We start from the raw sequence: 26,510 nt of genomic DNA on the forward strand, positions 1-26,510 counted from the left end.
GATGGTACGACCCGCCGCAATTCGGAGTACGGTCGTTCTTATGAATCTAGATGGCATCCACTCAAATGAGGCGGAACAGGTCCTCGTCGTCGGAGCCGGACCGGTGGGCCTGTGGACGGCCGCGGAACTGGCGCTGGCGGGCGTGCCGGTCCTGGTCGTCGAGCGCGCCCTGGAGCGCAGCCCGCACTCCAAGGCCATGGGGATGCACCCGCGCACCGTCGAGGTGCTCGCCATGCGGGGCGTGGCGGAGCAGTTCCTCGCCGAGGGCGGCCGGATCCCCACCTGGCACTTCGGGATGCTGGGCAACCGGCTGGACTTCCGGGACCTCGACACCCCCTACCCGTTCATGCTGTCGATCCCGCAGCTGCGCACCGAGGAGCTGTTCGAGCAGCGGGCGCTGGGGCTCGGCGTCCGGATCCTGCGCGGCCACCGCGTGACGGGTCTGACGCAGGACTCGCAGGCGGTGACGGTCGACTTGGCAGGCCCCGACGGGCCGTACGCGCTCACCGCCCGGTACGTCGTGGGCGCCGACGGGGCGGGCAGCACCGTGCGCAAGGCGGCGGGCATCGGGTTCCCCGGCTCGGACGCCACCACGTTCGGCCACGTCGGCGAGGTCGTGCTGGACGACCCGCCCGTGCCGCCGGTGATCAGCGCGCAGAACCTCGACGGCGCGCTCATCACGGTGCCGCTCGGCGGCGGGCGGTTCCGGCTCGCCGGACTCGACGCCGTGCGCCAAGCCCCGGACGACGGGTTCACCCTCGATGACCTGCGCGCCACCACGATCCGGGTCGCGGGCAGCGACTTCGGCATGCGCGACCCCGGCTGGCTGAGCCGGTTCGGCAACGCCACCCGGATCGCCGCCGCCTACCGCGAGGGCCGGGTGCTGCTGGCGGGCGACGCCGCCCACATGCACTTCCCCGCGGGCGGCGTCGGGCTCAACGTCGGCGTGCAGGACGCCATGAACCTCGGCTGGAAGCTGGCCGCCGAGATCCAGGGCCGCGCCGCGCCCGGACTGCTGGACAGCTACCACGCGGAACGCCACCCGGTCGGCCTCGCGCTCGCCGAGCACACGCTCGCGCAGACCGCCCTGATCGGCGCGGTCACCCCCGAGCAGCGCGAACTCCGCAAGCTGGTGGACGACCTGGTCGGCTCGGTGCCCGCGCTGAACAGGGCGCTGGCCGAGGAGCTCTCCGGACTCGACGTCACCTACCCCGGCGCGCACCCGTCGACCGGCACGAGGTTCCCTGCCGCCGCCGAACACCTCCACCGCGGCCGCCCCGTGCTGCTGACCGACCTCGCGGCACCCGCCGACCTCGCCACGCGGCTCGGCTTCGAGACGGCGGGCGGGCCGGGCGCGGTGGTCGTGCGACCCGACGGGCACGTGTGGTGGGCCCCAGCCGAACCGGAGCCCCTGGAAGCCGACGTGGTCGCCGCGCTCACCGCGTTGGGGACGACGTTCTGAGCAGGTCCAGCGACACCTCCCAGAGCCGGGTGGCGGCCTCCGGGTCGAGCGCGTACTCCCGCACGCCGTGCACCCCGTCGACGATCTCGCGCACCACCTCGGCCTCGTGGCAGTCCTCGAAGTACCGCCCGCCGACGCCTGCCAGCGCGGGCGAGGTGGCCAGCAGCGCCGAGGTCGCCGCACCCTGCTCCGGCGTCTTCGGCACCATCCCTGCCTCGGCCACGCGGGTCTTGGTCGCCGCCAGCTCCGCCGGATCCCAGTGGCGCTGGAGGTTCGTCCAGATCCCACCGGGCATGAGCGCGTTGGAGGTGATCCCGTCGGCCGCCCACCGGCGGGTCGCCTCGACGGCGAACAGCACGTTCGCGGTCTTGGACTGGCCGTAGGCCAGGCCGGGGTCGTAGGGGCGGCGGTCGAAGAACAGGTCGTCGAAGACCACCGGCGACGCCGCGTGCCCGCTGGAGCTGACCGAGACGACCCGCGCGGACCCGTCCTCGGCGAGCGCGGGGCGCAGGCCGAGCGCGAGGGCGAAGTGGCCCATGTGGTTGGTGGCGAACTGGAGTTCCCAACCGGCGGCCGTGTACGTCTCGGGGGTGAACATCACGCCCGCGTTGTTCACCAGGACGTGCAGCGGGCCCCGCCAGGCGCGGGTGAACGCGTCGACCGAGGCGATGTCGGCCAGGTCGAGCGCGGCCACCCGCACGCCCCGGTTGCCGGTGGTGGCGGTGATGTCCACGGCGACGCGCGCGCCCGCGGCCACGTCGCGCACGGCCAGGGTCACCTCCGCGCCGGTCGACGCGAGCGCGCGGGCGGTCTCGACGCCGATCCCGGACGCGGCACCGGTCACCACGACCGCGCGCCCGGCCAGGTCGATCCCCTCGACGACCTCGGCGGCCGTGCTGGTCGCGCCGAACCCCGTGGTGATCACGCGCTGGCCCATGCGTCGCGCAGCACGGCCGGGTAGCGGTCGCCGTAGGCGCCGTGCGGCAGGATCTCGCGCACCCGCGCCAGGTCGGCGTCGGTCAGCACGAGGTCGGCCGCGGCGGCGTTCTCGGCCAGCCGGGTCGTGCTGCGGGTGCCGGGGATGGGGACGGTGTGCTCGTCCTGGGCCAGCAGCCACGCCAACGCCAGCTGCGTCACGGTCGCGCCCTTGGACTCGGCCAGCTCGGTGAGCCGGGCGATCGCGGCGACGTTGGCCGTGTAGTTCCCGCCCTGCCACCGGGCGTCGGTGCGGCGCATGTCGTCCTCGGGGTACTCCGCGCCGGGCTTGACCGCGGACGTGAGGAATCCCCGGCCCAGCGGCGAGTAGGGCACGAACCCGATGCCGAGTTCGCGGACCACGGGCAGCACCTCGTCCTCGACGTCGCGCTCGAACACCGAGTACTCGGTCTGCAGCACCGACACCGGGAACACCGCGTGCGCCCGGCGGATCGTCTCCGGCCCGGCCTCCGACAGCCCGAAGTAGCGCACCTTGCCCGCGGCGACCAGTTCGCCCACGGCTCCGGCGACGTCCTCGATCGGCACGGCGGGGTCGACCCGGTGCTGGTAGAGCACGTCGACGTGATCGGTCCGCAGGTGGCGCAGGCTCTGCTCGGCCACCTCGCGGATGTGCTCGGGCCTGCTGTCCAGCGCGATGCCGACCGCCTCCGGGCGGGTCAGGTCGAAGCCGAACTTCGTGGCCAGCACGACCTCGTCGCGGAAGCCCTCCACCGCCTCGCCGACGATCTTCTCGTTGCTGCCGGTGCCCATGCCGTACAGCTCGGCGGTGTCGAGGAAGGTGACGCCCAGTTCGTGCGCGCGGCGGATGGTGGCGATGCTGTCCGCGGGGTCGCCGCCCGGCCCGTACGCCATGGTCATGCCCATCGTGCCCAGTCCCAGAGCCGAGACGGTCAGGCCCTGCGCACCCAGAGTTCGTGTCTTCATGCGACCAGCCTGCGGCCGGGTGCGGCGTCCCGCCAGATCAGGACGTGCCCGGGCACGGCATGACCAGGCAGCCCGGCCCGGCTGCTCGTACGGTGGGGGCGTGCCACAGGACAGAGCCGCGCTGGGAGCCTTCCTGCGCTCACGGCGGGACGGTCTCACGCCCGCGCAGGCGGGCATCGCCCCGTTCCCCGGACCGCGGCGGGTGCCGGGGCTGCGCCGCGAGGAGCTGGCGCTGCTCGCGGGGCTGAGCGCGGACTACTACAGCCGCCTCGAACAGGGCCGTCAGCCGAACGTGTCGACCGCCGTGCTCGACGGGCTGGCCAGGGCGCTGCGGCTGACCGAGGTCGAGCACGCCCACCTGGTCGACCTCGCCGAACCGACCGCCCGGCGGCGCGCGACGACGGTCGTGCCCGTCCAGCGGCCGGATCCGGGACTGCTGCGGGTGATGGTCGCCATGGACCACCTGCCGGTGCTGCTGCTCGGGCAGCGCGGCGAGGTGCTGGCCGCCAACTCCCTGCTGACCACGGTCCTCCACGACCTCCCGCCGGGGTCGTCGCTGGTCCGCTTCCTGTTCCTGGACCCGGTGGCGCGCGAGCGGATCGTCAACTGGGAGGTCTTCGCCTCGGCCACCGTCGCCACGCTCCGCCGGGAGGCCGCCCGCAGGCCCCAGGACGGCAGGCTGACCGCCCTGATCGACGAGCTGCGCGCCGCCGACCCGGACGTCGCGCGCTGGTGGGACGACCACCGGGTGCTCGACTACACCTCGGCCCCGAAGCGGATCCGGCACCCGATCGGCGGCGACCTGTCGTTCGACATCGAGATCGTGGCCTCGCCCCAGGAACCCGACCAGCGGCTCATCGTCTACACCGCCCAGCCGGACTCACCGACCGCCAGGATGCTGCCCATGTTGGCGAGCTGGGGCCGGGACGTGGCCGCGGACCCGTCGCCTAACCTCGGGTCGTGACGGTCCACGAACTCTCCCGCCTCGACGCCCGCCGCATCGCCGTGCGCGCACAGCTCCTGGACGCCCGGCGGCCAGCCGCGCTGCTCGACGTCGTGCGCGGGCTGACCCTGCTCCAGGTCGACCCGATCGCGGCCGTGGCGCCGAACGCGCACCTCGTGTCCTGGAGCCGCCTCGGCTCGGCGTACTCCACGACCGAGCTGACCGCCGCGCTCGTGGAGCGGAAGCTCGTGGAGCTGCGGGCGATGATCCGGCCCGCCGAGGACCTGGCGCTCCACCGCGCGGACATGGAGCACTGGGAGCGCGCCGACCCCGGCACACCGGGCCGGGAGTGGTTGCGGGCCAACGACGTCTTCCGCCGGGACGTCCTCGACCGGCTCGCGTCGTCGGGGCCGCTGCCCTCGCGCGACCTCCCGGACACCTGCGCGGTGCCGTGGCGGTCGACGGGGTGGACCGACAACCGCAACGTCACCCAGATGCTGGAGTACCTGGTGCTGTGCGGGGATGTCGCGGTCGCCGGGCGCCGGGGCAACGACCGGCTGTGGGACCTCGCCGACCGCGTCTACCCCGCCGATCCCGCGCTCCCGCGCGACGAGGCGAAGCGGGTCCGCGACGAGCGCAGGTTGCGGGCGCTGGGCATCGCCCGCGCCAAGGCCGCCGCTCTCCCCGTCGAGCCCGCGGATGTGGGCGAGGCGGGAGAGGAGGCCGTGGTGGAGGGCGTCAAGGGCACCTGGCGGGTCGATCCGGCCCTGCTGTCCCAACCGTTCTCCGGGCGGGCCGCGCTGCTGTCGCCGTTCGACCGGCTCCTGCACGACCGCAAGCGCGCGGCGGAGCTGTTCGGGTTCGACTACCAGCTGGAGATGTACAAGCCGGTCGCCCGGCGCCGGTGGGGGTACTTCGCGCTGCCGATCCTGGTCGGCGACGGGCTGGTCGGGAAGCTCGACGCCACCGCGGACCGCAAGGGCGGGGTGCTGCGCGTCGACGCGGTCCACGAGGACGTGCCGTTCGACGCGGCCACGACCGCCGCGGTGCGCGACGAGGTCGAGGACTTGGCGCGCTGGCTCGAACTGGACCTCGTGCTGCCCGCCTGACGGCCCGAACGGGCCTGTTCCCCGGCCCGATCCGCGACCGGAATTCCCTTTCGCACAAGGGGCTCGAACAGGGCGAAGTCCACTTGACACGGCCGTTGCGCGCCATCACTCTATGAGAGCGCTCCCACCGACGGGCCGCGGCGTCCGTCGGTCGCTGCGCGAGCATTCCGCGTCCCCCGTGGCAGTCCCTCCACTCCACGGGATGACGAGTCCCTGCCTGCGGAACCGAGGAGCACTCCTTGCGCACCAGAACGAAGTGGTTGAGCGCGCTCACCGCGCTCGTGGTGGCGACGTCCGTCGCCACCATCACCAGACCGGCGGCGGCCATCGGTCCCGATCTGCTGCCGATCACCGTCACGAACAACAGCGGCCGCGCGGAAGCGGTCTACCTGTACGTCCTGGGCACCGACATCCGCAACGGCCGGCTCGGGTACGTCAACCAGGGCGGCGGCTTCACCCCGTGGTCGGGCGGCGCCAACCCGCCCGCCCCGGCGCCGGACGTCTCCATCGCGGGTCCCGGCGGCGGCGGCAGCGTCACCGTGCGGGTGCCGCGCTACATCTCCGGCCGGATCTACATGACCTTCGGCGACAAGCTGAAGCTCTTCCTCACGCCGGACGGTCTGGTCCAGCCCGCGCCGTGGGCGGGTGACCAGAACAAGAACATCCTGTTCGACTGGAGCGAGTTCACCTACAACGACGCCGGGCTCTGGCTCAACAGCTCCCAGGTCGACCAGTTCGCGGTGCCGCACGAGGTCAGCGTCACCGGCGCGAGCGGCGCCACCTCGCGGACCGGCAACCTGGTGAACAACGGCCGCGAGAACGTGATCAACGCCGTGCGCCAGCAGGCGGGCTGGGCCAACTCCGTGGTGACCCGGTCCGACGGCACCGTGCTGCGGGTCCTCGCTCCCGGCAAGGCGGCGGGCGCGGGCCTGATGGACGCGAACTACCTCCAGCCCTACATCGACCAGGCCTGGAGCGCGTACGCGAGCAAGACGCTCACCGTGGTCCCGTTCGGCGACCAGCCGGGCATCAAGTACTCCGGTCGCACGTCCGGCAACACGATGAACTTCACCAACACCTCGGGCCAGCAGGTGGCGTCGTTCCAGAAGCCCTCCACGGCGAACGTGTGGGGCTGCGACGGCAACCTGGGCGCTCCGAACGACCAGGTGGTCGGCCCCATCGCCCGCACCCTGTGCGCGGCGCTGCACCGCTCCACCCTCGGCCGGATCGACACCCAGCCCGGCGGCGGTCCCGGCGACTTCTACCAGGGCTCGCTGACCGACCACTACTCGCGGATCATCCACCAGAACATGGTGGACGGTAAGGCCTACGGGTTCGCGTTCGACGACGTGCAGGCCCAGGAGTCCCTGGTGCACGACGGCGACCCGCGCTCGGCGGGCATCACGCTCACGCCGTTCGGCTCCGGTGGCGGCGGCACCACCCCGCCGCCGCCCACCGGCAGCAGCATCGCGAGCGACTGGAACGGCAAGTGCGTCGACGTGCCGAACGGGAACTACGCGGACGGCCAGCGCCTCATCGTGTGGAACTGCACGGGCGGCACGAACCAGAAGTGGGAGTTCACCGGGGGAACGCTGCGCACCCAGAACAACAAGTGCGTGGACGTGGCGTGGGGCTCGACCGCGAACGGCGCGGCCGTGCAGCTCGCCACGTGCAGCGGCAACGCCGCCCAGCAGTGGGTGCTCAGCGGCGCGGGTGACCTGGTCAACCCGCAGGCCAACAAGTGCGTCGACATCGCGGACTGGAACCCGAACAACGACGCCGTGCTCCAGACGTGGGAGTGCGGCGGCACGGCGAACCAGAAGTGGCACCGCGCGTAGTGCGGTGATCTGACGCGGTGACCCGGCGCCGCGGCCGGGAAAGCAGGGAAGTGCTTCGGGGCGGGGTCTTCGGCCCCCGCCCCGAAGCGCGTCGGCTCACGGGGTGCGGCCGATGAACGCGAGCATCCGCGTCTGCGGATCGGCGTCGTCGGGCACCTCGACCCTCGGCCCGTAGTGCCCGCTGGAGCGCAGCACCCCGTCCATCGGCAGCATCCCCTCCACCAGCTCCGCGCACTTGTCGGGATCCAGCCGCTCGTCCTGGCCGGTGGCGCGCGCCAGGTCCCACGTGTGCATGAAGACGTCGTTGGTGTAGAACATCGCGATCGCCCGGTCGAGCGGGACGTCCCCGGTGTTCGGGTTGCTCAACACCTTCTCTGCCGTCGCCGGGTCGTCCAGCAGCGCCTGCACGCCGTCGCTGTGCGTCGTCCACGCGGCCACCGGGTCCTCGTCGACCGACGGCCCCTTCGGCAGGTCGACGCCCGCGCCGGACTTCAGGAACACGGGGAACCACTCGACCAGGTGGCGGACCACGTCGCGCGCGACCCAGCCCTCGCACGGCGCCGCGGCGTCCCAGCCGCCCGCCGCGACGCCGCGGACCCGATCGGTGAACGCACCGGCGACGGCCCGGTGCTCCTCTGCCGCGCTGACCATGGACGCACGTCCTCCCGCTGCCCGAACTGCCGGTGGTGCGCCATGATGACCCACCGCCGCCGGTCCCGCTCCCCGGACCCGCGGATTCCCGAGGCGTTCGGCGTATCCACGGCCGTCCCCGCGTCCCCTTGTCCCTGTGAGGGCGCCGCACAGGGGGTGCGGCGCCACGACCGGCGTAGCGGCCGGGCCCAAGACCGGGGGGTCTACGTGGAAAAACACGCTCGTGACAGTTTTTTCGTGGTCGGGGAAGGCGTTCTCGAGTTCGACGCCGACGGGGAACCGACCACGCGGCGGCCGCTGGCGGTGGAGGAGTTGCGGCGGTTCCGCTTCTCCCGCCTGGGGCCCAAGGGCGTCCGGACCGACGAGGAGGTCAGGATCGCGCTGGCCACCGCGCTCACCGCGGGCGTGCCGCAGTCCGACTCGACGATCCCGGCGGGGTTCACCTACCTCGGCCAGTTCGTCGACCACGACCTGACGATGGACCGGACCGAGGCGCTGCTCGGCGACGACGTGAACCTCGGCGAGCTGCTCCAGGGCCGGTCACCGGCGCTCGACCTGGACTCGGTGTACGGGCGGGGTCCGGACGACCCGCGGGACCGGGTGTTCTACGCCGAGGACGGGGTGCAGCTCAAGGTCGGCAAGACGTCGGCGACGACCTTCCCCGACGACCGGGTCAACGTCGAGCTGGACGGGTTCGACCTGCCGCGCCGGGGTGGCTCCGGGGGCACGGCCGGGGACCGGCGGCTGCCGCTGATCCCGGATCCGCGCAACGACGAGAACCTGGTCGTCGCGCAGACGCACCTGGCGTTCATCCGGTTCCACAACCGGGTGGTCGAAGAGTTGGCGCTCAAGGGGCTCAGCGGGCGGCGGCTGTTCGCGGCGGCCCGCCAGCACGTCACCCGGCACTACCAGTGGATGCTCCGCACGGACTTCCTCCCGCGAGTGGTGGACCCGGCGATCGTCGAGGACGTCTTCCGCGACGGCCGCCGGTTCTTCGAGCCCCGCGAGCACGCGAACCGGCCGACGATGCCGATCGAGTTCTCGGTGGCGGCCTACCGCCTCGGGCACAGCATGATCCGCGGCGCCTACCAGTGGAACCGGGTGTTCAACAGCACCGGGCCCGGAGGGGTCGGCACGCTGCTCGCGCTGTTCACCTTCACCGGTGTCAGCGGCAACTTCCAGCCGGGGGCGACGATCCCCGACCTGGACGACCCGGACTCCGGGACGGTCGACGCGCTCCCGACGAACTGGATCGCGGACTTCCGCAGGCTCTACGACTTCACCGAGGCCGACCGGCCCGACCTCGTCCCGCCCGCCGCGACCGGTGGCGGCAACGCGGCGAAGCGGATCGACTCGCTGCTGGTCGACCCGCTCGCGCAGCTGCCGGCGGGCACGTTCGGCGGGCGGGGCAGCGCGGTCGAGCCGATCGAGCGCAACCTGGCCTTCCGCAACCTGACCAGGGCGAGCATGGTCCGGCTGGCCAGCGGGCAGCAGATGGCCGAGCTGCTGTGCGTCGAGCCGCTGACCGAGGAGCAGATCCTGGTCGGCGACGGCGGCGCCGACCTCGGGTCGTTGACCGACCGGCAGCGGGCCTCGGTCGTGGCCGCGACCCCGCTGTGGTTCTACGTCCTGCGCGAGGCCGAGCTCAACGGCGGCCTGCTCGGGCCGGTCGGCGGCCGGATCACCGCCGAGGTGTTCCACCGGGCCATGGAGGGCAGCCGCACGTCGATCGTCCGCTCGCCGGCGTGGCGGCCCTCGCTCGGGCCGGACTCGGAGACGTTCCGGATGACCGACCTGCTGCTGTTCGCGTCCGAGGGCAAGGCCGACCTGCTCAACCCGCTGGGCGACTGACGGCGGAGCCCGACCGCGTGGCCCCGACCCGGATTCCGGGTCGGGGCCGCGCGCCGTCCGCACCCGTCCCACCGTCCGCTTCGGACCCCGCGACCATCACGCCGAGGTTGCGATGACGTCGACCGATCCGTTTTTGTCGGTGCCCGTCGCTAACGTCTCGCCCGACATCGTGAAGACCTATTCGCAGGAGGAACCGTGGGCTGGCTCGACGCCTCGTCCGGGTACCAGGTGCGGCTCGGGGAGAACGGTCGCGTCCAGTGCCGCAACGGCAAGGGAAAGCTGCTCTCCTCGACGCCCGCGTCCATCAAGGACGATCCCCAGGTGGTGCAGCTGCGCCAGCTCTCCGAGTGGCTCTCGCGCCACGAGGCGGAGTGCCTGTCCGCCGTGGACGGCTGGATGGTCCGCTCACTGCCGGTGCCCACCGCGTTGCTCACCGAGGTGTGGGCCGACGCCGCCTGGGCAGCCGTGCTGCGCGACCTGGTCGTGACGGCGGACGGCGGCGACGGCCCGGAGACCGGGTTCCTGCGCGACGCCGACCCGGAGAAGGGCCTCGGCGTGGTCACCCTCGACGGCGACACCCGCAGGCTGCGGCCGGAGGTCGTGTCGATCCCGCACCCGGTGCTCCTGGACGACCTGGAGGAGCTGCGCGAGTTCGGCGCGGAACTGGGCGTCGAGCAGAAGGCGCAGCAGCTGTTCCGGCAGACCTTCGCGCGCCCGGCGGAGTTCCCGGCGGGCCGCACGGCCGTCGACGACTACTCGGGCGGCAAGTTCGAGCAGCTCAACCACGCGCTGGGCCGGTGCCGCACGCTCGGCTACCCGGTGCGCGGCGGCGACGCGGTGTACTCGGCGTTCGAGGACGGCCGGGTCGTGGAGGCCCGCTACTGGATCGGCTCGGACTACCCCGAGGGCGAGACCTGGACCGGCGACCTGCGCTGGGTGCTGGAGGACGGAACCCCGGTGGCCCTCGCCGACGTCGGACCCGTCGCGTGGTCCGAGGGAATGCGCATGGCCGCGGCGGTCCACGCCGGTCGCGTCGTCGAGGAAGCGGTGGTAGCCCGATGAGCAAGAGCACGACCGAGGCCATGATCGCCGTCGGGGCGGTCCTGCCCGGCACCGACGCAGTGGGCGAGGACCGCGACACGATCACCGCCCGCCACTACGCGCACCCCGGCCTCGACGGCCGCGTCGTGGTGCGGCTGGTGCCCGCCGTCCTCGGTCGCGCCGAGGACCTGACCTGCGAGTTCCTCGGGTTCGACGCCCCTGGGCGGACCGCGGAGGTCGGCACCGGGCGGCGCAGCGCGCTCGGCTTCCCCGCCTGGGCCCTGGTGCACGACCCCGCCAACGCCCACCACGCGCTCAACCTGGTCAAGGACGTCGAGCGGCTGGCCCGCACCGCCCGGTCCCGCGCGGGCGCGGCCAAGGACGGCTTCACCTCGCTGGGCGACATGCTCGGCCGGTCCGCGCCGCACTTCCTGCCCACGTTCTACGAGCAGGCCGGGCGGATCTTCCTGGAGCACGGCAACCCCACCTACGCCGCGAGCATGTTCGGCAAGGCGCGCGAGGCGGAGGAGGTGCACGACCTCGCGGTCGACCCCGAGCGCACCCGCGAGGTGTTCCTGGAGTTCGCGTTCGCCGGGGCGCTGACCGCGAAGGCCCTGTCCTCGCACGCCAAGGGCCTGGCCCGCAAGCACGACCCGGACGGCGCCTACGAGCTGTTCCTCACCCTGTGCGTCGAACGCACCCGCGGCGGCCTGCCGCCCTACACCGGCATGCCCGAGGACCTGCGGCGGCTGGCGAAGGGCGCGAAGCGCGACCTGCGCGCCGAGGACGAGCGGCTGCTGCGCGCGGTGCTCGACAGCTCCTCGATCAGCCGCGCGGGCATCGGCTTCTGGAAGTCCTACCGCGACTCGCTGGTGGCCGTGGCCACCGCGGACGCCGAGGTGCGCGGCCAACTGCTGTCGTTCGTGCCCGCCACGGCGGCCGCGCTCGACACGTGGCTGTCCATCCTGGCGGGCTGCGGCGCCACCCGCGCGCTGATCGAGCCCCCCGGTGAGGTTGCCGTCGCCCCCGCCGAGTGGCTGTCCTCGGTCATCGCGGTCCGCGCCAGCGGGTGGCGCGGCAACGGCCGCTCGCAGGCGCTGCTGGAGCTGGTCGACGCGATGGCGGGCAGGCTGGTCGCCGACGGCGTGCCCGTCCGCGTGCTGCGCGGCTGGCGCCAGGGCGAGCTGGACCTGCTGGACCTGTTCGTCGCGCGCGGCGTCCCCATCGCGCCCGGCGACCGCTCGAACGGGCAGTTCGACGTGTCCGGGTGGCTGTCGGACGACCAGCCCGGCCGTCGCGACCTGGCCGCGCTCGCCGCGTCCGAGGAGTTCGGCCACGCGCTCGGCGAGGGTCTCGTCGTGCACGCCCGCTCGACCGCCCGCAAGACGACGGTCACCCCCGAGGCGCTGTCCGGGGCGATCGCCGTGCCCGGTCTGCGCGTCGCGCTGCGCGGCTGGCTCGCCACCCGCGCGGGCCAGGTGGCCGCGACCGGCCTGCCCGACCTGGGGCGCCACCTCGACGCGCTGGCCGTGCTGCGGGTGCCCGAGGCGTTCGCGGACGTCCCGGAGGCCGCCGAGGCGCTGGCCGCCACCGACGTCGCCGCCGCCCTGCACCGGACGTTGCGCACCGGCCTGCTCGACGAGCTGGGCTGGCCCGCGCTGGAGGAGGCGCTGACCCGCCTGGCCGCCGTCGGCGCGCCCAAGGACGAGGGCGTGGTGCTCAGCGGCGAGGGCTGGCCCGCGCTCGTGCTCCGGCGGGGCGAGACGTTCATCGTCGTCGGCCCGGACGGGATCCTCGCCGAGCACGTCGCCCGGATCCCCGCCGACGCCCGCCACCGCTGGGCGTTCCGGCCGACCGCGGACTGGCACGACGGCGTCCTGCTGGTCCGCTGGTACGGCCCGGACCGCGAGATGGGCTACTGGAGCGACGCGCCCGACCGGATCTTCCAGCGCGGCGCCTCGGACCCGTCCTACAGCAACGACCTGGTCACCCCGTCGATCGCGCTGCCCGACGGCGCCCGGTTCTCCGGCCGCCGGGCCGTGCACCGCGGCGACACCGAGGTGCCGGCGCGGCGCCCGGCGATCGGCGACGGGACGACGACGTGGACCGCCGCCCACGAGGACCGGAAGTTGCGCTGGTTCGAGGTGGACCCGGCGACCGGCGAGACGGGCCGCACCAGCCTGCCGCGGTTCGTCGAGGACTTCACCGCCGACGGCACCACCCTCCACTTGGACGACTGCGACCTGCGCCCCTCGGTCCCGGCGACCGGGGGCAGCCCGCTCGGCGAGGCCGACGGCCTGCACGGCTGGCGGGTGCGCACGGAGGCCGACGGGTCCTGGCTCGGCGAGGGCGTCGACGGGCGCCGCGTCCGCATGGCCCGCGGCACCCAGCGCCCGGTCGGCGTGCTGCGGCTGCCCGGTGGCGGTCAGCTCGTGCTGGGGACCCAGTACCAGTCGCTGTCGCTGCTCGACGAGGACGGCACGCTGCTGGGCAGCGTGTCCACCAGCGAGTCCCACTCGGCCTACGCCGCGGGCACCCCGCTCGTGGTCCCGCTGGGCTGGTGGCACGTCCTCAAGCCCCGCGACGAGGCCGGGTCGGCCGCGCTGCGCGGCGTGACCCGCAAGGCCGTGGAGCAGATGCTCACCGCGGCGCTGGCGGAACTGGCGGACGACAAGCAGGCGAAGCCGTCGCTGCGCGAGCGGCTGACCTCGCTGGTGCGCGGCGACCGCGACGACCTGACCCGCGCCGTCACCACCGCGCTGCCCGGTCTCACCAGCCCCGGACTGCTCGCCGGTGTGCTCGACGTCGTCCGCCGAGCGGCCGCGCAGCTGCGGACCTACCGGGGCTACGGCCCGATCGCCAAGGCGGCGCGGTCCGTCGACCTCGACTCCCTCGTGCCGTCGGGGCCCGCGGTGACCGAGGAGCAGCTCAACACCGCGCTCGGCTGGTTCGGCGGCTACCGGTCGAGCAGCGGCCACGGCTCCACGGCGACCACGCTGCCCGACCTGATCACCGCGCTGGCCGAGACCGCCGCGCTGCCGAAGGCCGCGGGCCGGGCGCTGCCGGAGACGACCTGCGCGGACTGGTTCGAGTTCCTGCCGGGGCTGGGCGCGATCGCCCACCGGGCCGCCTCGCCCCTGACGTCGGAGGACCACCGGGCCGCGCTGGTGCTGCTGCTGCGCTGCCTGGCGGACAGCGGCATGGCCGAGGGCGGCGGGCACTGGCGCACGGTCGGCTACGCGCTGCCCAAGGGCGCGGCGGACCCCAAGAACCGCGTCGTGCCGGTGGCCGACGGGTTCATCGCCGTGTTCCAGGAGAACTGGCGGCACAACTCGGGCCACCGCTACGACGGGATCCAGTTCACCCGCACCCCCGGCGCCTACGACGTCCCCCGCGGCTGGGTGCTGGAGAACTCGCAGGACGTGGACGTCCCCTTCGGGCGCGAGCGGATCACCCGGTTCCTCGACGTGCTCGCCGAGCGCGGTCCCGCGCCGTGGCGCCCCGAGGCGGTGCCCGCGCTGGTCGAGCGCACCGGTCTGGGCAGCGGCGAGGCGACGGTGCTGCTGGCCGGGATGCCCGGCGTGGACCGCTGGGACGCGCACTACCTCAGCACCGCCGAGCGGCACCTGCTCGACCTGTCCGCGGGCAACGCCAAGGCGGGCAAGGAGCGGCTCAAGCGGCTGGGCGCCGGCTACCGCCGCCGCCTGCTCGCCGCGGCCCTGCCCGCCGACCCTGCCGACCTGTGGACGACCGGCCCGGACGTGGAGGCCGTGGCCGCGGTGTGGACCGCCGAGCACGGGCACCGCTCGCCGGTGCCGGACGACGTGCTGGTGGACGCGGCGAAGCGGCTGACGCTGTCGCACACCGGCGAGTACGTGACCGGTGTCGTCAACCCCGACAGCACCACGTGGCTGACCACCGACTGCGACACGCGGTTGGAGGGCGGCGCGCTGGAGTCCAGGAACAAGGACGGGTTCACCAGCCACACCGTCGAGGTCGTGTCGCAGGTGCTGCCGTGGCTGGCCCAGCGGCTCCCCGTGGGATCACCGCTGCGGGCCCGGTTGCCGGAGGCGCTGGCGCTGGCCCGCCGGCGGATCGCGCACCCCGGTTTCATCGTCGAGATCGGCTCGTGGGTGTCGTTGCAGGACACCAGCAAGCTGCTGGGCATCGAGCCGCCCGCACCCGGCGCGGTCGTGCGGCACCGCCCCTGGCTGACCGTGGTCGGCGTCAACGACCACTACTGCAAGCTGTTCGTGACGCCCGGTCAGCTCGTCCCCCAGGACCGGGACCTGCTGGTCGCGATCTCGGAGGGCACCTACAGCCAGGCACTGCTGCGGGGCCTGGACGTCCTGGCCGACGAGGGGGTGGCGGCCGCGTGCGCCGTGACGGCTCCCGAGGGCGTCGACCCGGACACCTACTACCAGGACCCGACGGTGTCGGTCCCGCACCTGGTGGCGCAGGCCGCCGCGAGGTTCGGGCTCGACGAGGACGCCGCGGCGCTGTACCTGCAACTGCTGGCGCTGCCCGACCCCACCGACGCGAACGTGGCGCGGTGGACGGGGTGGAAGCCCGCGCGGCTCAAGAAGGCGCGCGCCGCGCTGGCCGCGACGGACCTGGTGCTCACCGCCAAGCGCGCCAGGGCGGGGCGCACGCTGTTCCTGCCCGGCGGGTGGCTGAACCTGGGCTCGCCGCACCTGCCGCTGGAGTCGTGGAAGACGCCGATGTTCGGCATCACCGACCGCGGCTGGGGCGTCCTCTCGCCCCGTGAACCGGTCGCCGCCCTGTTCGCCCGCGCGTGGCAGCGCGTGGTGGACGGCGACACCCCCGCCTACGAAGAGCTCAAGACCGGAGGACGCAGGTGACCGCGATCGCCGCCCCGAGGCAGGTCGAACCCGCCGAGGACGCCCACCGCGAGGAACTGGCCTTCCTCGCGGCCCACGACGACGGCCCCCGGCCGCCGGGCTGGCGGCTCACCCCGCGCGCCGTCGTCACGTACGTGACGGGCAGCGGCGGTGACGCGCTGGCGCTGCCCAAGGGCGTGTCGGTGGCCGGTGTGCCGTCCCGCCTGGTGATCAGCCCGAAGTTCGTGGGCGAACGGGCGCTGGTCGAGCGTTCCGTGATCACCCTGGCCGGGGAGCGCGGGCTGCTGCTGGTCGGCGAGCCGGGTACCGCGAAGTCGATGCTGTCGGAGCTGCTGGCCGCCGCCGTCTCGGGCAGCAGCCAGCTGGTCGTGCAGGGCACCGCGGGCACCACGGAGGACCAGTTGCGCTACGGCTGGAACTACGCGCTGCTGCTCGCGGAGGGGCCGAGCCCGCGGGCCCTGGTGCCCTCGCCGGTGTTCACCGCGATGCGCAACGGCGGCGTGGTGCGGATCGAGGAGGTCACCCGCTGCCTGCCGGAGGTGCAGGACGCGCTGGTGTCGATCCTGTCGGACCGGCGGATCGCCGTGCCGGAGCTGTCGGGCACCGACGGCGCGACCGTGCACGCCGCGCCGGGCTTCACCGTGATCGCCACGGCGAACCTGCGCGACCGGGGCGTGTCGGAGATGTCGGCGGCCCTCAAGCGCCGGTTCAACTTCGAGTCCGTCGGCCCGATCGGCGACCTCGCCGCCGAGATCGCCCTGGTCCGCAGGCAGGCCAGTGCGGCGCTGGACCGGGTGAAGGCGCCGTTCGCGGTCGACGACGTCGTGCTGGAGGCGCTGGTCACCGCGTTCCGCGACCTGCGCAACGGTGTGTCCGAGGAGGGCTGGGCCGTCGAACGCCCGTCCACGGTCATGAGCACCGCCGAGGCGGTGTCCGTGGCCACCTCGCTCGGCCTGGCGGGCACGTACTTCCCCGGCGACCGCGACCCGCTGTCCCTGCTGCCCGGCCACCTGCTCGGCGTGGTCCGCAAGGACGACCCCGGTGACGCGGCCAGGCTGCTCGGCTACTGGGACGGCGCCGTACGCCGCCGCGCCGAGTCCGGGTCCCGCACGTGGCGCCGGATGTGGGAACTCCGCGACGTCCTGGACGACTGAGGTGCGGGGTGCGCCGTGGTCGTCCGACCACGGCGCGCCCCACCCCGCCCACCGTCCCCGCACCAGCAAGCCCGAGGCACCCACGTGATCACCCAGACCCCTCCCGCCGCTGCCCGCCACCGTCCTGAGCCGTCCGCCATCCCGACCACCGGCGAGGTGCTCGCGTGACTTTCCCGCACACCGACGAGCACACCGCCGAGCTGGAGCGGTTGGCCGCGCACGACGTGCCGCACCTGATCGGGGTGCGGCACCACTCCCCCGCGCTGGCCGCGGCGATGCCCGACCTGCTCGCGGCCGCCGAGCCCGAGGTGCTGCTCATCGAACTGCCCGAGGAGTTGGGCGCGTGGCTGCCGCACCTGGCCGATCCCGCTCTGACCGCGCCGGTGGCGCTGTCGGGGGCGGCGCGCGACGGCCGGAGTCTGGCGTTCTACCCGTTCGCGGACTTCTCGCCGGAACTCGCGGCGGTGCGGTGGGCGCACCGCAACGGGGTCGAGGTGCGGACGTGCGACCTGCCGCTGGCGTTGCGCGGTGACGGGCACACGGGGTCCGACCGCGGGCCGTCGCCGTTGACCGACGCGTTGCGGCGGGCCACCACGGGACGGGACGGGGACGACCTGTGGGACCGGCTGGTGGAGGCGGCATCGCCCGGCCAGGCCGCGGAGGCGATCCGCCGGGCGGCGCTGATGGTCGGCTGGGCCATGCGCGACGACGCCGCGGGCCGGGACGGCACCGGGATCGACGGGTTCGACCTGCGGCGCGAGGCGTGGATGCGGCGCGCGGTGTCGCTCGTGGGCGGTCGGCGCTGCGCGGCGGTGATCGGCTCGTTCCACGCCGCCGCCCTGCTGCGCGGCCCCGAAGACGACGAGGCGGAGTCGGTCCCGAGTGGACCGGAGGCCGTCACCTCGTTGGTGCCCTACGGTTTCGCGCTGCTGGACGAGCGTTCCGGCTACCCGGCGGGCATCCGCGACCCGGAGTGGCAGCAGGCGGTGCTGGAGGCGGCGGGCGACCCGGCCGCCGTGGAGGCCGCCGCCGCGTCGGTGATCGTGCGGATCTGCGTGCGGGTGAGGGAACTGGGCCATCCCGCGGGTCCCGGCGAGGCGCGGGAGGCGTTGCGGCTGGCGGTCGACCTCGCCCGGCTGCGCGGACTGCCCGCGCCCGGCCGCAGCGAGGTCGTGGAGGCGGTGCAGACCGTGCTGACGCACGCCGAACCGCTGGGGCGGGGCCGGGTCGTGGCCCGCGCCGCCGGTGACGTGCTGGTCGGCCACCGCACCGGCCTGCTGGCGCCCGGCACACCCCGTTCGGGGCTGGCGCCCGCGGTCGAGGCGCACCTGGCTGAGCTCCGCCTGCCCGGTCCCGGCAGCCGCGAACCGGCCGTGCTGCGGCTGGACCCGCTGCGTTCCGCGCTGGACGCGCGCCGGGAGGTCGCGCTGCGCAGGCTCTCGGTGCTGGGCGTCACCTACGCCGAATCCACCGCCACGACCAGGGTCGGCGGCGGTGACGCGCTCACCACCCGCTGGACCGCGACGTGGACCCCGTCGACGGCGGCCACCCTGCCGGTGGCCGGGCTGTGGGGCGCGACCCTGCCGCTGGCCGCGCACGGACGCCTGCGCGCCCGCCGCGCGGACCGCGAACTGAAGGGCGGCCAGACCCCCGGCGACGTGCTGTCCGATCTGGCCGACGCCGCCGCCTGCGGCCTGCCGGAACTCGTCGGCGACCTGCTGTCGGACGCGGCGACGGTGCTGCCGTCGTCCGCGACGCTGCCGGAACTGCTGGCCTGCCTCGACCTGCTCGACCGCCTCCGCGCGGGCCACCTGCCGGGCACGCCCGGCGACGTCCTCGACGCGCACCCGCGACTCGCGCCGGACCTGGACACCGCGGCCGTGGCCCAGTTGGACGGCCTGGCCGGGTCGGAGGACCCGGCCGACGCGCACGCCCTGGTGGAACTGGGGCAGCGCCACGACAAGCACGGCAGCGGTCTGCGGCTGACCGCGACGCTGCGGCGGCTGGCCGACACCGCCGCGCCGCTGATCGCCGGTGCCGCGGGTGCGGCGCAGGTCCTGCTCGGCCTCGTCCCGCCCGCCGCGCTGGGCGAGCGGGTCGCGTCCTGGCTCGACAGCGCCACCACCCCGGACCGGCGCGAGGTCCTGCGCCGCGGTCTCACCGGGGTGCTGGCCGCCGCGGCCCCGCTGCTGGAGACCCCGGAAGCCGTGGCACCGCTGCTGGACCGGGTGGAGGGCTTGGCCGACCGCGACTTCCTCGACCGCCTTCCCGCGCTGCGCGGCGCTTTCACCTCCATCGGCCCGGCCGCGCGGGCGCGCGTGCTCGCGGTCGTCGAGCAGCGCACGGGCGACCGGGTCGACGCCGCGCACCTGCCCGACCCGGAGCTGTTGGCGATCTGGCTGGACGCGGAGCACGCGGGCGCGGAAGCCCTGCGGGCGCACGGCCTGGAACGTCCCGCGTTCGACGCTCCCCGTCCGGCGGACACCGAACCGGAGTCCACTGTGGACACCAAACCCGTTGTGGCGACGGAACTCCCGGCCGCGATCCGCTGGCGGCTGGTGCTCGGCGCGCGGGGTGAGCGTCCAGCTGGTGCCAGTCGTTACGCGGCCGCCCTGGACGAGCTGTACGGGCGTGATCGCGGCGAGGGCGCGGAGCGCGGCGATCTCGGCGCCGACCGGTCCGACCCGTTCCCCGACGTGCGCGAGTGGTCCGACGAGCTGCGGGAGCTGTTCGGCGACCACGTCCGCGAGGAAGTCCTCGCCGCCGCGGCGGAAGGCGGGCGCCTGGAGGCCGCGCTGGAGATCGACCCAGGCTCGGTGCGGCCGTCGGTGGAGCTGCTGCGCAACGTCCTGTCGCTGGCGGGCGGGCTGTCGGAGTCGTCGCTGGCCCGGCTGCGGCCGCTGGTGGCGCGGCTGGTGCGCGAGCTGACGGCGCAGCTGGCCACACGGGTCCGCCCGGCGCTGACCGGGATGCAGCTGCCGGTGCCCACCCGTCGGCCCGGCGGCAAGCTCGACCTGCCGCGCACGCTGCGGGCGAACCTCGCCACCGCGCGCCGGGACGCGAACGGCCGGGTGCTGGTGGTGCCGGAGCGGCCGGTGTTCCGCACGCGCGGCCGCAAGTCCAGCGACTGGCGGCTGGTGCTCGTGGTGGACGTGTCGGGCTCGATGGAGGCGTCCACGGTGTGGTCGGCGCTGACGGCCGCGGTGTTCGCCGGGGTGCCGTCGCTGTCGACGCACTTCCTGGCGTTCTCCACCGAGGTCGTCGACCTGACCGACCGGGTGTCGGACCCGCTGTCGCTGCTGCTGGAGGTGCGGGTCGGCGGCGGCACGCACATCGCGGGCGCGCTGCGGCACGCGCGCTCGATGGTGACCGTGCCGGAGAGGACGATGGTGGTGCTGGTGAGCGACTTCGAGGAGGGCGGCCCGGTGGGCGCCCTCATCGGGCAGGTCCGGGAGCTGGTGTCGTCCGGGGTGACGGTGCTGGGGTGCGCGAGCCTCGACGACAGCGGTGTCGCCCGGTACTCGACGTCGGTCGCGGGCGCGCTGGTGGCGGCCGGGATGCCGGTGGCCGCGCTCAGCCCGCAGGCGCTGGCGCGCTGGGTCGGCGAGAAGGTGCGCGGATGACCCCGCCACCGGTGGCGCCCGCCGTCGTGGCGGACGTGCTCGACGCCCTCCCGCCCCGGCTGCGCAAGCGGGTCGACGCGTCGCTGGACCGCGCGGCCACGTGGGACGTGGTCGTCGACGGCGACACCGCCCGCGCCGAACTCGACGCCGACACGGCGCTCACGTGGACGCTGACCGCCGGCGTGCTCGCCACGGCGGACGCCCTGGTGTGCAGCTGCCTGCTCGCGCCGAGGTGCCTGCACCGCGGTGTGGCCGTCGCGGCGGCCGAGATCGCCGACGTGGCCGAGGCCGAGGCCGCGCCGTCCGTCGCGGTCGCCGACGTCGTCGTGGAGGCGCCGGTCGAGGTCGCCGAGGCGCGTGAGGACGAGCGGGCGGCGGCGACCGCGTTGTGGGAGGCGTGCGCGACGGTGCTGCGGTCCGGCGCGACCGGCAGCGGCGCGGTCGTGCGGGCCGAACTGCTGCGCGCGGCGCACGTGGCCCGTGTGGCGGGTCTGCACCGCGCTTCCGCCGGTGGGCTGCGGATCGCCGCAGCGCTGGCGGCGGCACGGGCGGGCGACTCGTCGTTCGACCGCGAGGTCCTCACCGCCGAACTGGTCGACCTGATGCTGCTCTGCCACGACCTGCGCGCCGGTGCCGCCACGACGGAACTGCGCGGCACCGCTCGCCGCGAGTACTCCCCCGTCGGCGCGTTGCGGCTCTACGGGCTGTGCACCGAGACCGTGGTCGCCACCTCCGGCTACAGCGGTGTCGTCACGCACCTGGTGGACGAGTCCGGTGTGCTGTGGACGGTGCCCGCGATCATGCCCGGCGGCGCCGAACGCGTGCGGGCCGCCGCGGGTGGCGCGGTGGCGATCGGCGAGTCCGGCCTGACCCAGCGCGAGCTGGGGCGGGCGGGGATGCTGCTGTCGGGCGGGACCGGGTCGCCGGATCGCAGGCTCGGGGCGGGCAAGGCCGTGCGCGCGGTGGCGGCGTCCGGCGCGGCTTGGGACGCGGCGCCGTTGGCCGGGTTGTGGGAGCAGCCGTTGGACGAGCAGGTCGCACGGGCGTTCCACGCGGACACCAGGCCCGCGACCCATCGGCCCTCGGGTGACGACCTGCTGTTCCTGGACGGCGTGGTGGTCGGCGCGGCCGGTGGGGCGCTGCGGCTGTCCCTCCGTTCGGCGCACGTGGATCTCGTCGGCGGCGACCGCACCCGTGAGAACCTGCGGGTGCTGGCGGGGGCGGGTGGTGTGTCGCTGCGGGTGGTCGGTCGACTGCTCCCGGATCGACCGGGGGTGGTGTCGGCGTTGGCGGTCTCGGGTGCCGACCTGGCCCTGCCGTCCGAGTTGGGGCATCACGTCGACCTGGGGTTGGACCAGCTCCAGCGCTCGCACGTGGCGGGTGACGGGACCCGTGAGCTGCCGCCTCGCCCCGAGGTCGCGGCCGGGACGCCGCAGCCGTTGCGGCCGTTGGAGAACGTGCTGCACCGGGTCGCGTTGGGCGGGCGGGCCGTCGCCGCCGTGTCGTCGGCTTCGCGGGACGTGGCGGGGCTGGGGCGGGTGGGGTTGAGGACCACGGCGGATCTGCTGGCCGATCTGGCAGGCGCGTCGCGGGATCGGGAGAGGGACGTGTTCGGGCGGGTGGTGCGGGACGCGGGGGACGCGTTCCCGGTCGCGTGGTTGCGGGCGGGCGTGCACGTCCGGGAGTTCACGCGGGTCGCGTCGCGGAGGGCTTGGCTGGAAGCGGTGGGGGTGACGTGAACGACGAGGTGGTGGTCGCGCTGATCTCCGGGGGCGCGGCGCTGGTCGTCGCGCTGGTCGGCATCGTCGGCGCGATCGCCGCGCAGTTGATGGCGACCCGGAAGGCGTTCCGGAACTCGTTGGCGCTCTTCGCGCGGCAGGCCGAGGAGCAGCAGCGCGTCCGACGGGACGAGGTGCGGCGGGAGGACCTCCACCGGTTCGCCGACCAGCGGAGGAGTTCCTACGGCCGACTCGTCCGGGCGGCGGGCGATCTGGTCGCGGCGCGGGAGGGCCAACGGCAGGCGGCGCGCTACCTGGAACGGACGCAACTCACGCTCGACCGCGTCGACGACGACGAACGCCAGGTCGAAGCCGTGCGCGAGGCGGTCGCGCAGCGGGAGCAGGAACTCGCGGACAGCAGGACGCGGACCCGTGAAGTCGAAGCCGAACTGGACGAGGTGCTCGGCGAGACGCAGTTGCTCGCCTCGGCCGCCGTGCGCGACGCCGCGGACGGGCTCGGTGCGGTCGCCAAGGAGGCCGCGCATTCCGCCGCGCGGGAGTTCCTGGACGCCAGGACCGCGTTCCTCGATGCGGCCCGGACGGAATTCGGCATCCAGGTCTTCTGAGGTGCCGGTCGGGCGAGGGGCGGGCCGGGGGCTGACTCCGCGTCGGTGTGCCCGGTTCGAGGCCGTCTGTTCGCCGTGCCCGGTCGCCGACCGGCCTGGGGGGAACCGGTCGGCGACGCGGAGGAGTGGTCCGGCTGCGGTGAGGGGGGTCCTCAGCCGGACCTGAGTCGGGCCTTGATGTCGGTCTTCAGCACCTTGCCGACGGTGGAGCGGGGCAGGTCCGGCCAGATGTGGATCTGCTTGGGCGCCTTGTCGCTGCCGATGCGCTCCTTGACGAACGCGACCAGCTCGGCGGGGTCGGCGGTCATGTCCGGTTGGGGTTGGACGACGGCCACCACGCGTTCGCCCCACTTCTCGTCCGGGAGGCCGACGACACCGCAGTCGCGGACCGCGGGGTGGGCCATGAGGGCCTGTTCGACCTCCGCCGAGTAGACGTTGAAGCCGCCGGTGATGATCATGTCCTTGGCGCGGTCGACGATGAAGAGGTAGCCGTCGTCGTCGAGGTAGCCGATGTCGCCGGTGTGGTGCCAGCCGAACCTGGACGCCTCCGCGGTCGCCGACGGGTTCTTGTAGTAGCCGCGCATGACCAGGGAGCCGCGGACGACGATCTCGCCGCGCGAGCCGTTCGGGAGCAGTCCGCCCTCGTCGTCCATGACCGCGACGGTGACCAGTGGGCCGGGGCGGCCCGCCGAGGTGAGGCGGGCGCGGGCGATGGTGCCGTCGGGCAGGAAGTGGTCGGCCGGGGCCAGCATGGAGATCATCATGGGGGCTTCGGACTGGCCGAAGAGCTGGGCCATGACGGGGCCGATGGCGGTGAGGGCCTGTTCCAGTCTGGCGGGTGACATCGGGGCGGCGCCGTACCAGAAGCAGCGCAGCGAGGTCAGGTCCGTCGAGGTCAGGCGTTCGTGGGCGAGCAGCATGTAGATGAGCGTGGGCGGCAGGAACGTGTGCGTGACGCGGTGCCGTTCGACGAGTTCCAGGAACGAGCTGAGGTCGGGGGCGGGCATGACGACGATCTCGCCGCCCATGGCCATCACGGGGAAGCACAGCACGCCCGCCGCGTGGGTGAGCGGCGCCATGGCGAGGTACACCGGGCGCGGTTCGAACGGGTAGGCCATGAGCGTGAGTGCGGTCATCGCCTCGAGGTTGCGGTCGGTCAGCTGCACCCCCTTCGGCCTGCCGGTGGTGCCGCCGGTGCCGACGATCATGACCGTGTCGTCGGGCGGCGTGGCGTCGTAGTCGACGGCGGCGTCGCCGTCGCTGTCGAGCCAGGTGTCCAGGTCGTCCAGCGGCACCACGGTGGTCAGCAGCGGCAGCGCGGGCGCGATCTCGGCGACGAGGTCGGCGTAGGCGGGGGCGTGCAGCAGGGCCACGCAGTCGAACAGCTCCAGCAGCTCCCGGTTCTCCCCCGCCGCGTTGCGCGGGTTGATCGGGCACCACACGGCTCCGCGCCGGGCGATGCCGAACACGCAGGCGAACGCCGTCGGGTCGTTGCCCGACAGGATCCCGACCTTGTCGCCCGCCCGGACGCCCGCGCGGGCCAGCGCGCGGGCGACCGAGTGCGACAGTTCCTGCACGTCGCCGTAGGACAGCGACTTCCCGTCCATCGTCAGGCAGGGGGCGTCGCGTCCGAGCGACGCCCCCTTGTCCAGGTACGCCGTCAGGGACATGTCAGGTGTGCGCTTCCACGACGGGGTTGAGCACCAGGCCGAAGTTGCGCAGCACGCCGAGCAGCTCGCGGTGCCCGAACGCCTGGCACGCCGACGCGAACCCGACCCGCCGCGGCGCCTGCTGGAGCAGCGAGTACGCGGCGAACGCCTGGAGCAGACCCGTCTGCTTGTAGTTGGAGTTGCCGTGGATGGCCACGTGCACCCGGCCCAGCGGCCCGGAGGCGTGCACCGAGTCGATGGAGGTGTTGATCCGCGGGTTCTCCCTGGGCGGCATGTCGGCTTGGAGCCCGTTGGCGATGTCGGAGAGCGCGGCCTCCTGCGCGACCGGGTCGAGCGGCCGGATCTGCTCCTCGAACATGCCCGTGGTGGCCACGACGCCGTCCATCACCGCCCGGTCCAGGACGCCGCCGGTGACCACGCAGGTCGCGACGCGCGGGTCGTCCTTGAACCACACCGGGTGCAGGGTGCCGCCCCACGGGACGGTCAGCGCGGTGCCGTGCTGGCCGGGGACGACGCACTCGCGGGTCGCCCGGTGGTCCCACGCCACGTACTGGTTGTTCTGCAGGTGGAACCAGTCGGCCTTGAGGATCGTGAAGATCGTCTGCGTGGACGCGTAGGTCGGGAAGCCCTTCCACAGCACCAGCATGTCGAGCGTGTCCAGGCCGGGCACGGTCTCCAGCGCGATGTTCGCGGCGATCTCGCCGGTGGTGTACATCTGCGCGACGCCCGGCGACAGCAGGAGTCCGGCGTCGGCGAACGCCTGGCCCCACTTCTCCTTCGCGGCCAGCGCCCAGTCCTGCTCGCCGGTCGTGTCCAGGTAGTGGCAACCCGCCGCGAGGCTGGCCTCCACGGCCTCCGGGCCGAGCTTGATGAACGGGCCGACGGTGTTGCAGACGACCGACGCGCCGGAGAACAGCGAGGTGAGCGCCTCGACGTCGTGGCTCACCTCGACGACCTCGTAGTCGGCGGTCTCGATGCCGGGGATCCGGTCGACGACCTCCTGCACCTTCTTCCCGTCGCGGCCCGCGGCGATGAACGGCACGTGGTACTCGCGGAGGTATTCGCAGATCAGCCTGCCGGTGTAACCCGAGACCCCGTAGACGACGACAGGCTTGGTGGAGGCAGTCATGTCACATCCCCATTCCGCCGTCGACCGGCAGGCCGGCGCCGTTGACGAACCGCGACGCGTCGGAGGCGAGGAACACCACCGCGTCGGCCATGTCGGACACCTCGCCCAGCCGTCCGGAGGGCGTCAGTTCGACGACCGCGCCCACGGCGGCCTCCGGGCTCTCGAACAGGCCGATGCCCGCGGTCTCGACGGCGAGCTTCATGCCCATGTCGGTGGCGACCAGGCCGGGGTAGACGCAGTTGACGCGCACGCCGTAGCCGAGCTTGCCCGACTCGGCGGCCGCGACCCTGGTGAGCCGGTCGACCGCGGACTTGGTGGCCGAGTAGCCGCCGATCGCGGGGAACGCGATGGTGGCCGCGACCGACGAGATGTTGATGATCGTGCCGCCGTTGCCCGCGGCACCGCCGGGCCGCATGGCTCGCATGCCGTGCTTGAGGCCGAGCATGGTGCCGAGGACGTTGACCTCCAGCATCTTGCGCGTCTCGTCCGGGTCGACGTCCACGAGCAGCGCCGTGACCTCGATGCCCGCGTTGTTGACCACGACGTCCAGCCCGCCGAACTCGGCGACGGTGTGCGCGACGGCGTTCTCCCACGCGGCGTCGTCGGTGACGTCCAGTTCGACGAACCCGGCGCCCTCCAGGCCCGCGGCGGTCTGCTCGCCCGCGTCCTTGAGCACGTCGGCGATCATCACCCTCGCCCCCGCGGCGGTGAGCGCCTGCGCCATGCCCGCTCCGAGGCCGCGGGCGGCCCCGGTGACCAGGACGCACCTCCCGGACAGATCCATTTGGCTCATCCCGTGCCGCCTTTCGCCATCATCAGTGATGTGGACCACACGCTAGGAACCGTTTGGACAACTGTCAAGCTTTTCTTGGACAATCGTCCAGACTCGGTTAATCGGTTACTCTGACCCGCG

Annotated in this window: 17 protein-coding genes; 11 read left to right on the top strand and 6 right to left on the bottom strand. The window is 73.9% G+C overall.

Going from position 1 to position 26,510, the window contains the following annotated elements:
- Window positions 1-40: 40 nt before the first annotated feature.
- Window positions 41-1,462, top strand: coding sequence for an FAD-dependent monooxygenase (locus RM788_RS07870; RefSeq protein WP_315930871.1), 1,422 nt, complete (start codon window positions 41-43; stop codon window positions 1,460-1,462).
- Here the strand turns inward: RM788_RS07870 and RM788_RS07875 are convergent.
- Together RM788_RS07875 and RM788_RS07880 are read right to left on the bottom strand one after the other, a co-directional pair.
- The gene (locus RM788_RS07875; RefSeq protein WP_315930872.1) at window positions 1,437-2,399 is read right to left on the bottom strand and encodes an SDR family NAD(P)-dependent oxidoreductase; all 963 of its coding nucleotides are present in this window, start codon (window positions 2,397-2,399) and stop codon (window positions 1,437-1,439) included. The genes RM788_RS07870 and RM788_RS07875 overlap by 26 nt on opposite strands.
- Window positions 2,384-3,382: an aldo/keto reductase gene (locus RM788_RS07880; RefSeq protein WP_315930873.1), complete on the bottom strand. Its 999-nt coding sequence runs from the start codon at window positions 3,380-3,382 to the stop codon at window positions 2,384-2,386. Before RM788_RS07880 ends, RM788_RS07875 begins: the two co-directional genes overlap by 16 nt.
- A 100-nt stretch (window positions 3,383-3,482) precedes the next feature.
- Here RM788_RS07880 and RM788_RS07885 point away from each other — a divergent pair, with 100 nt between their 5' ends.
- The 3 genes from RM788_RS07885 to RM788_RS07895 all read left to right on the top strand — a co-directional run bounded on the left by RM788_RS07885 (window position 3,483) and on the right by RM788_RS07895 (window position 7,272).
- On the top strand, window positions 3,483-4,346 hold the full coding sequence (locus RM788_RS07885) for a helix-turn-helix transcriptional regulator (protein ID WP_315930874.1): 864 nt from the start codon (window positions 3,483-3,485) through the stop codon (window positions 4,344-4,346).
- A complete protein-coding gene (locus tag RM788_RS07890) occupies window positions 4,343-5,434 on the top strand; it encodes a DNA glycosylase AlkZ-like family protein (RefSeq protein WP_315930875.1) in 1,092 nt (363 codons plus the stop codon). Before RM788_RS07885 ends, RM788_RS07890 begins: the two co-directional genes overlap by 4 nt.
- 239 nt (window positions 5,435-5,673) lie before the next feature.
- Complete coding sequence (locus RM788_RS07895; protein WP_315930876.1) at window positions 5,674-7,272, top strand: beta-1,3-glucanase family protein; 1,599 nt, start codon at window positions 5,674-5,676, stop codon at window positions 7,270-7,272.
- A gap of 96 nt (window positions 7,273-7,368) precedes the next feature.
- On the opposite strand, the gene RM788_RS07900 is transcribed toward RM788_RS07895, so the two are convergent.
- A complete protein-coding gene (locus tag RM788_RS07900) occupies window positions 7,369-7,923 on the bottom strand; it encodes a TIGR03086 family metal-binding protein (RefSeq protein WP_315930877.1) in 555 nt (184 codons plus the stop codon).
- Between the two features lie 237 nt (window positions 7,924-8,160).
- Between RM788_RS07900 and RM788_RS07905 the strand changes: the two genes are divergently transcribed.
- The 7 genes from RM788_RS07905 (at window position 8,161) to RM788_RS07935 (ending at window position 22,798) form a co-directional block, all read left to right on the top strand.
- A complete protein-coding gene (locus RM788_RS07905; protein ID WP_315930878.1) occupies window positions 8,161-9,774 on the top strand; it encodes a peroxidase family protein in 1,614 nt (537 codons plus the stop codon).
- Window positions 9,775-9,969: 195 nt separating this feature from the next.
- Window positions 9,970-10,836, top strand: a complete 867-nt coding sequence (locus RM788_RS07910) for a DUF4132 domain-containing protein (protein WP_315930879.1) — start codon at window positions 9,970-9,972, stop codon at window positions 10,834-10,836.
- Complete coding sequence (locus RM788_RS07915) at window positions 10,833-15,677, top strand: hypothetical protein (RefSeq protein ID WP_315930880.1); 4,845 nt, start codon at window positions 10,833-10,835, stop codon at window positions 15,675-15,677. Before RM788_RS07910 ends, RM788_RS07915 begins: the two co-directional genes overlap by 4 nt.
- Entirely contained in the window at window positions 15,674-16,831 is a 1,158-nt protein-coding gene (locus RM788_RS07920; RefSeq protein WP_315930881.1) for an ATP-binding protein, read from the top strand. Before RM788_RS07915 ends, RM788_RS07920 begins: the two co-directional genes overlap by 4 nt.
- Before the next feature lie 164 nt (window positions 16,832-16,995).
- A complete protein-coding gene (locus tag RM788_RS07925) occupies window positions 16,996-20,454 on the top strand; it encodes a DUF5682 family protein (protein ID WP_315930882.1) in 3,459 nt (1,152 codons plus the stop codon).
- The gene (locus RM788_RS07930; protein ID WP_315930883.1) at window positions 20,451-22,193 is read left to right on the top strand and encodes a hypothetical protein; all 1,743 of its coding nucleotides are present in this window, start codon (window positions 20,451-20,453) and stop codon (window positions 22,191-22,193) included. The genes RM788_RS07925 and RM788_RS07930 overlap by 4 nt, the downstream gene beginning before the upstream one ends.
- Window positions 22,190-22,798: a hypothetical protein gene (locus RM788_RS07935; protein WP_315930884.1), complete on the top strand. Its 609-nt coding sequence runs from the start codon at window positions 22,190-22,192 to the stop codon at window positions 22,796-22,798. The genes RM788_RS07930 and RM788_RS07935 overlap by 4 nt, the downstream gene beginning before the upstream one ends.
- 152 nt (window positions 22,799-22,950) lie before the next feature.
- Here the strand turns inward: RM788_RS07935 and RM788_RS07940 are convergent, their stop codons facing one another.
- The 3 genes from RM788_RS07940 to RM788_RS07950 are packed head-to-tail and all read right to left on the bottom strand — an operon-like array spanning window position 22,951 to window position 26,390.
- Window positions 22,951-24,468 carry an acyl-CoA synthetase gene (locus RM788_RS07940; protein ID WP_315930885.1) on the bottom strand — a complete coding sequence of 506 codons (1,518 nt, stop codon included), beginning with the start codon at window positions 24,466-24,468 and terminating at the stop codon, window positions 22,951-22,953.
- A 1-nt stretch (window position 24,469) separates the two neighbouring features.
- Window positions 24,470-25,597: a DUF5938 domain-containing protein gene (locus tag RM788_RS07945; protein ID WP_315930886.1), complete on the bottom strand. Its 1,128-nt coding sequence runs from the start codon at window positions 25,595-25,597 to the stop codon at window positions 24,470-24,472.
- A 1-nt stretch (window position 25,598) separates the two neighbouring features.
- Window positions 25,599-26,390, bottom strand: a complete 792-nt coding sequence (locus RM788_RS07950; protein WP_315930887.1) for an SDR family NAD(P)-dependent oxidoreductase — start codon at window positions 26,388-26,390, stop codon at window positions 25,599-25,601.
- Between the last annotated feature and the right edge of the window lie 120 nt (window positions 26,391-26,510).

It is taken from the genome of Umezawaea sp. Da 62-37 (genome assembly GCF_032460545.1).
Lineage (GTDB): Bacteria > Actinomycetota > Actinomycetes > Mycobacteriales > Pseudonocardiaceae > Umezawaea.

Coding starts and splice junctions, on each gene's coding strand:
- RM788_RS07870 (WP_315930871.1), top strand. CDS start 41: ATGAATCTAGATGGCATCCACTCAAATGAGGCGGAACAGGTCCTCGTC.
- RM788_RS07875 (WP_315930872.1), bottom strand. CDS start 2,399: ATGGGCCAGCGCGTGATCACCACGGGGTTCGGCGCGACCAGCACGGCC.
- RM788_RS07880 (WP_315930873.1), bottom strand. CDS start 3,382: ATGAAGACACGAACTCTGGGTGCGCAGGGCCTGACCGTCTCGGCTCTG.
- RM788_RS07900 (WP_315930877.1), bottom strand. CDS start 7,923: ATGGTCAGCGCGGCAGAGGAGCACCGGGCCGTCGCCGGTGCGTTCACC.
- RM788_RS07915 (WP_315930880.1), top strand. CDS start 10,833: ATGAGCAAGAGCACGACCGAGGCCATGATCGCCGTCGGGGCGGTCCTG.
- RM788_RS07930 (WP_315930883.1), top strand. CDS start 20,451: ATGACCCCGCCACCGGTGGCGCCCGCCGTCGTGGCGGACGTGCTCGAC.
- RM788_RS07940 (WP_315930885.1), bottom strand. CDS start 24,468: ATGTCCCTGACGGCGTACCTGGACAAGGGGGCGTCGCTCGGACGCGAC.
- RM788_RS07945 (WP_315930886.1), bottom strand. CDS start 25,597: ATGACTGCCTCCACCAAGCCTGTCGTCGTCTACGGGGTCTCGGGTTAC.
- RM788_RS07950 (WP_315930887.1), bottom strand. CDS start 26,390: ATGAGCCAAATGGATCTGTCCGGGAGGTGCGTCCTGGTCACCGGGGCC.